The 4,632-nt window shown below is 37.8% G+C and carries 4 protein-coding genes; all 4 read right to left on the reverse strand.

What is annotated here, in order from left to right; genetic code table 11:
• Positions 1–542: 542 nt before the first annotated feature.
• Positions 543–1,850 carry a folylpolyglutamate synthase/dihydrofolate synthase family protein gene (locus tag AABE15_RS09195; RefSeq protein ID WP_338330999.1) on the reverse strand — a complete coding sequence of 436 codons (1,308 nt, stop codon included), beginning with the start codon at positions 1,848–1,850 and terminating at the stop codon, positions 543–545.
• A gap of 6 nt (positions 1,851–1,856) precedes the next feature.
• Entirely contained in the window at positions 1,857–2,720 is an 864-nt protein-coding gene (accD, locus tag AABE15_RS09200; RefSeq protein WP_338331000.1) for an acetyl-CoA carboxylase, carboxyltransferase subunit beta, read from the reverse strand.
• 45 nt (positions 2,721–2,765) lie between these two features.
• Positions 2,766–3,587, reverse strand: coding sequence for a tryptophan synthase subunit alpha (trpA, locus tag AABE15_RS09205; protein WP_338331001.1), 822 nt, complete (start codon positions 3,585–3,587; stop codon positions 2,766–2,768).
• Positions 3,584–4,632 (reverse strand): tryptophan synthase subunit beta (gene trpB / locus AABE15_RS09210; protein ID WP_338331002.1); only part of this gene is annotated, 1,049 nt, incomplete at its 5' end. The genes trpA and trpB, both read right to left, overlap by 4 nt.

Genomic DNA, 4,632 nt, shown 5'->3' on the forward strand with positions numbered 1-4,632 from the left:
ATATAAAATAGTTAGAAATTTTATTAATGCTTTATCTCTTCTAGAAATTATAAGTTAATTTATAAACAATTTTTATATTAAGTTTGAATGTTTTTAAATTTATCGTTTAGAAATAACAATATTTTTTAATTTTATAAAAAATAAGCATAAATTAAGGTTTTTGGCATTAAACTTTTTAAGATCATCAGGGCTAACGCAAGTATGCCTTCACGAAAAACTGAAAAGACATGATTTGCTTATAATTTTAGAGGCAATACCGTGTCTTTTTATTTTTTTAGCATTTGTAAAGTGCTGGCATAATTGTTCTCTTTTCTCTTGTTTGATTAATAGATAGTGTAGGATTTTTATTTTTACTAAAAAATATTCAATTACAGTTTAAGCGAATGCCCTTCTTAAAAGAAAAGCCAACAGTTAAGTAATATAAAATAGGAATAATCTATTACTATACTTAAACTGTGGATAAACAAATTTGAGTTTCTGTTTTATAGTGTTAACCTTGGCGCAAAGTAGAATTCCAGTTTTAGCATTTTTTTGTTGATTAATTAAATATTTTGCCAGCCATCTTGTTTTAAGACACTGCCGGCAAGATATAAGCTTCCACAAATAAGTATGCGGGTTGGTTTGAACACATTCATTTTGAGTTTCATCAACGCCGATTTTACAGTAGTTCCTGCTGTTGCAAAATTATTTGAAGCTTCGACGATATCTTGAATAGACATAGCTAAATATTGGTCTGGTTCGATTACGGCCTGTATTGAATCAACTAAAGGAATTAGAGGTGCGAGAAATTCTCGAACGTTTTTAGTTGTTTTCATACCAACAATAAGATGTAACGGTTTATCTTGCCAATTTTTTTCTATTATAGAGGCTAAAATTTGACCAGCATCAGGATTGTGCCCTCCATCAAGCCACAGTTCACTCTTTTCAGGTGAAAAACGAGTAAGAAAACCATTTAACCGTTGTAGCCTTGCAGGCCATTTAGCTTTTGATACGCCATGGTATGATTGGTTAGGTAAATCAAGGTTACTGTGTCGTAGAGCAGCAATAGCTAATCCAGCATTGTTTATTTGATGATCCCCTATAAGACTTGGTAAAGGCAAAGTAAGCGTTCCCCAATCGTCCGAATAAAATAAATGATCCTTATTTTTTTTAATAAACCATTCTTTGTTTCTTACTTTGCAAGTTGTTTTTAAAAAACATGCTCTCTCGTTAAGGATGTGTAAGGCTTCTGGCTGTTGTTGATCAGTAACAACCGGTACGCTTTCTTTTATGATTCCAGATTTTTCGTATGCAATTTTAGATAAATCTTTTCCTAAAAAATCTTCATGATCCATGGAAATGGATGTTATTACGCTGACAATAGGTGTAATAACGTTCGTGGCATCAAACTGTCCCCCTAATCCTACTTCTAAAATCGTTAAATCTGCAGGTTGTCTTGAAAATAAAAGAAAAGCGGCTGCGGTTAGCACTTCAAACACAGTAATAGGTTGTTTTTGGTTTACTCGTTCTATTTCCCTAAGCGTCTCTATTAAGAGTTGATCTTCAGCAAGGGTTCCTGCAATTCGAAATCGCTCATTGAGATTGACCAAATGAGGAGAGGTATACACATGAGCTTTTAATCCAGCGTGTTCACCAATAGCACGTAGAAAAGAACACGTACTTCCTTTCCCATTAGTTCCAGCAACATGGACAATAGGAGGTATTTTTTTTTCTGGATTACCTAGATCGCCAAGCAGTCTTTTCAGTCGATTGAGGGAAAGATCTATTAAGGAAGGGTAAAGTGCATTAAGACGTTCAAGTATTTGTTTAGGGCGTCCTGTGAATTCAGTTAACGGCGTAGAAGCAGACATAAATAACTAATTTTCAAGAGGTTGATTTTTATTACAAAGTAACGCCAATACCTTTGCAAGCGTTTGCTTTAATGCATGACGTTGAACGACAATATCAACCATTCCATGTTCTAATAAATATTCGGAGCGTTGGAAGCCTTCTGGAAGTTTTTCGTGGACGGTATTTTCAATTACCCTTGGTCCTGCAAAGCCAATCAAAGCGTCTGGTTCAGCAATATGTATATCCCCAAGCATTGCAAATGAGGCTGTAACACCTCCTGTTGTGGGATTAGTAAAAACAACAATATAAGGTAATTTTGCTTCTTTCAGCATTTCAACAGCAATAATAGTCCTAGGCATTTGCATTAGGCTTACCATACCTTCTTGCATCCTGGCACCACCAGAGGCAGTAAATACGATAAAGGGTAATTTTTTTAAAAGCGCGAGCCGCACTGCGGCTAAAAATCCCTCTCCAAATGCAGATCCCATAGTTCCAGCCATGAATTCAAATGCCATGACGGCAACAACAGTATTATGTCCTAAAATTTTTCCATGAGCGACTGCAATGGATTCGTCTTGCTGCGATTTGTTTCTATTTTCTTTTAAGCGATCAATATATTTTTTTTTGTCTTTAAATTGTAAAGGGTCTGTGATCGTTTTGGGTAGTTGAATTTTGGTGTAAGAGCCTTCATCAAACGTCCATTCTAATCGTTGAGACGTTGAAGCCCGTATATGATAGCCACAGTGAGGGCAAACATTAAGATTTTTTTCCAAATCTTTTATCAAAAGCATTTGACCACAAGATTCACAGTTTTTCCATAAATTATCTGGAATTTCTTTGTAAAGCAGTCCTTGTATTTTGGGTCGAACGTAGTCCGTAAGCCAGTTCATTTGTTTAGCCCTTGAAAATAATTTTCTTAATTGGATGTAGTGGCGTTAAAGCATAAGGTGGGCAGCATTGGCAAGAAAAGACGTATGCTCAATGACTTTTTTTACAGTATGAGGGGTGGCTTGATTATTTTTATCGAGGCTAGAGGCTAGAGTACTTAATAATGCAGAAGCTACCACGGCGCCATCAGCAACAGTAACTGCGTTGGTAACCGCTTCGGGAGTTTTGATGCCAAAACCAACAACAATAGGTAGAGAGGAAATGCTACGAATGGTAGGTATTATTTTTGTGAGTTCGTCGTGACTTGCTGTCTTAGTGCCCGTCACCCCTGTTATGCTGACATAATAGATAAACCCTGACGCTTCTTTTAAAATGCGTTCAAGTCTTTTTTGAGGTGTGTTAGGGGTAACCAGTTGGATGAGATCAATTTGGTTTTGTTTGGCATAAGGCCGAATATTGTCCATTTCTTCATAAGGAATATCGACAACAATCAAACCATCAACACCGGTCTTAGCAGCTTTTTGACAAAAATTTTCATAGCCATAATGTTCGATAGGGTTGGCGTAACCCATCAAAATAATTGGGGTGTGTGTATTTTCAGTCCTGAACTCAGAAACCATACGGAAGATATTCTTCATGGTTGCCCCTGCTTTTAAAGCGCGGCTGGCTGCCTGTTGAACAATAGGTCCATCGGCCATAGCGTCACTAAAAGGCATGCCTATTTCGATTAAATCTGCTCCAGCAGAAGGCATTTGCTTTAAAATTTCCAAAGCGGTCTGATAGTCCGGGTCTCCCGATTCGACATAAGGAATGAAAGCACCACGATTTTGTTGTTTAAGCTTAGAAAAACAATTAGCAATTCTATTCACAGTTTTGCACCTTTTAAGTAAGTAGAAACACTCTCAATATCTTTATCGCCTCGACCGGATAAATTGACAATCAAGCTCTCATCGTTTTGCATAGTAGGGGCAATTTTCAAGGCGTAGGCCACCGCATGTGCACTTTCTAAAGCAGGAATTATCCCCTCTTTTTGGGTGCAAATTTGGAAAGCATTTACAGCCTCATCATCGTTGATTGCAACATATTCTGTCCGCTTTATATCATGTAGCCAAGAATGTTCAGGTCCTACACCTGGATAATCCAATCCAGCGCTTAAACTATAAGGTTCAATAATTTGGCCTTCTTCATTTTGTAGTAAATACGTTCGGTTACCATGAAGTATTCCTGGGGAGCCGCGTTCAATTGAAGCAGCTGTTTCGCCGCTGTCGAGCCCTTTCCCTCCCGCTTCTACTCCAATTAAATTGACGGAACGATCATCAAGGAAAGGATGAAAAATACCCATTGCATTGGAACCACCGCCAATGGACGCGATAACCGCTTTAGGCATCTTTCCTTCCGCTTCAAGTATTTGTGTTTTGGCTTCATGGCCGATAATGCACTGGAAGTCACGAACCATTTGAGGATAAGGATGAGCACCCGCAACTGTACCCATCAAATAATAACTGTTATGAACATTGGTCGCCCAATCCCGCATTCCCTCATTAATAGCATCTTTTAAGGTACTATTGCCAGCTGTAACGGCTACAATTTTTGCACCGAGTAGCTCCATACGATAGACATTTGATTTTTGTCTTTCAACATCCAAAGCGCCCATATAGATAATACATTCAAGTCCAAAAAGTGCACATGCCGTTGCCGTGGCCACCCCATGTTGTCCAGCCCCTGTTTCTGCAATAATTCTGGATTTGTTCATACGTTTGGCTAATAAAATTTGTCCTATGACGTTATTTATTTTGTGAGCGCCGGTATGGTTTAGATCTTCACGTTTAAGATATATTTTTGCTCCATTTCCTATAGAAGTGAGATTTTTTGCTAGCCATAATGGGCTGGGTCTACCCACATAATGTTTTAAAT

Source organism: Commensalibacter sp. Nvir (assembly GCF_963921845.1).
GTDB lineage: Bacteria > Pseudomonadota > Alphaproteobacteria > Acetobacterales > Acetobacteraceae > Commensalibacter.

What these genes read in the sequence shown, in the direction of transcription:
- AABE15_RS09195 (WP_338330999.1), bottom strand. Translation starts at nt 1,850, where the DNA reads ATGTCTGCTTCTACGCCGTTAACTGAATTCACAGGACGCCCTAAACAA.
- accD (WP_338331000.1), bottom strand. Translation starts at nt 2,720, where the DNA reads ATGAACTGGCTTACGGACTACGTTCGACCCAAAATACAAGGACTGCTT.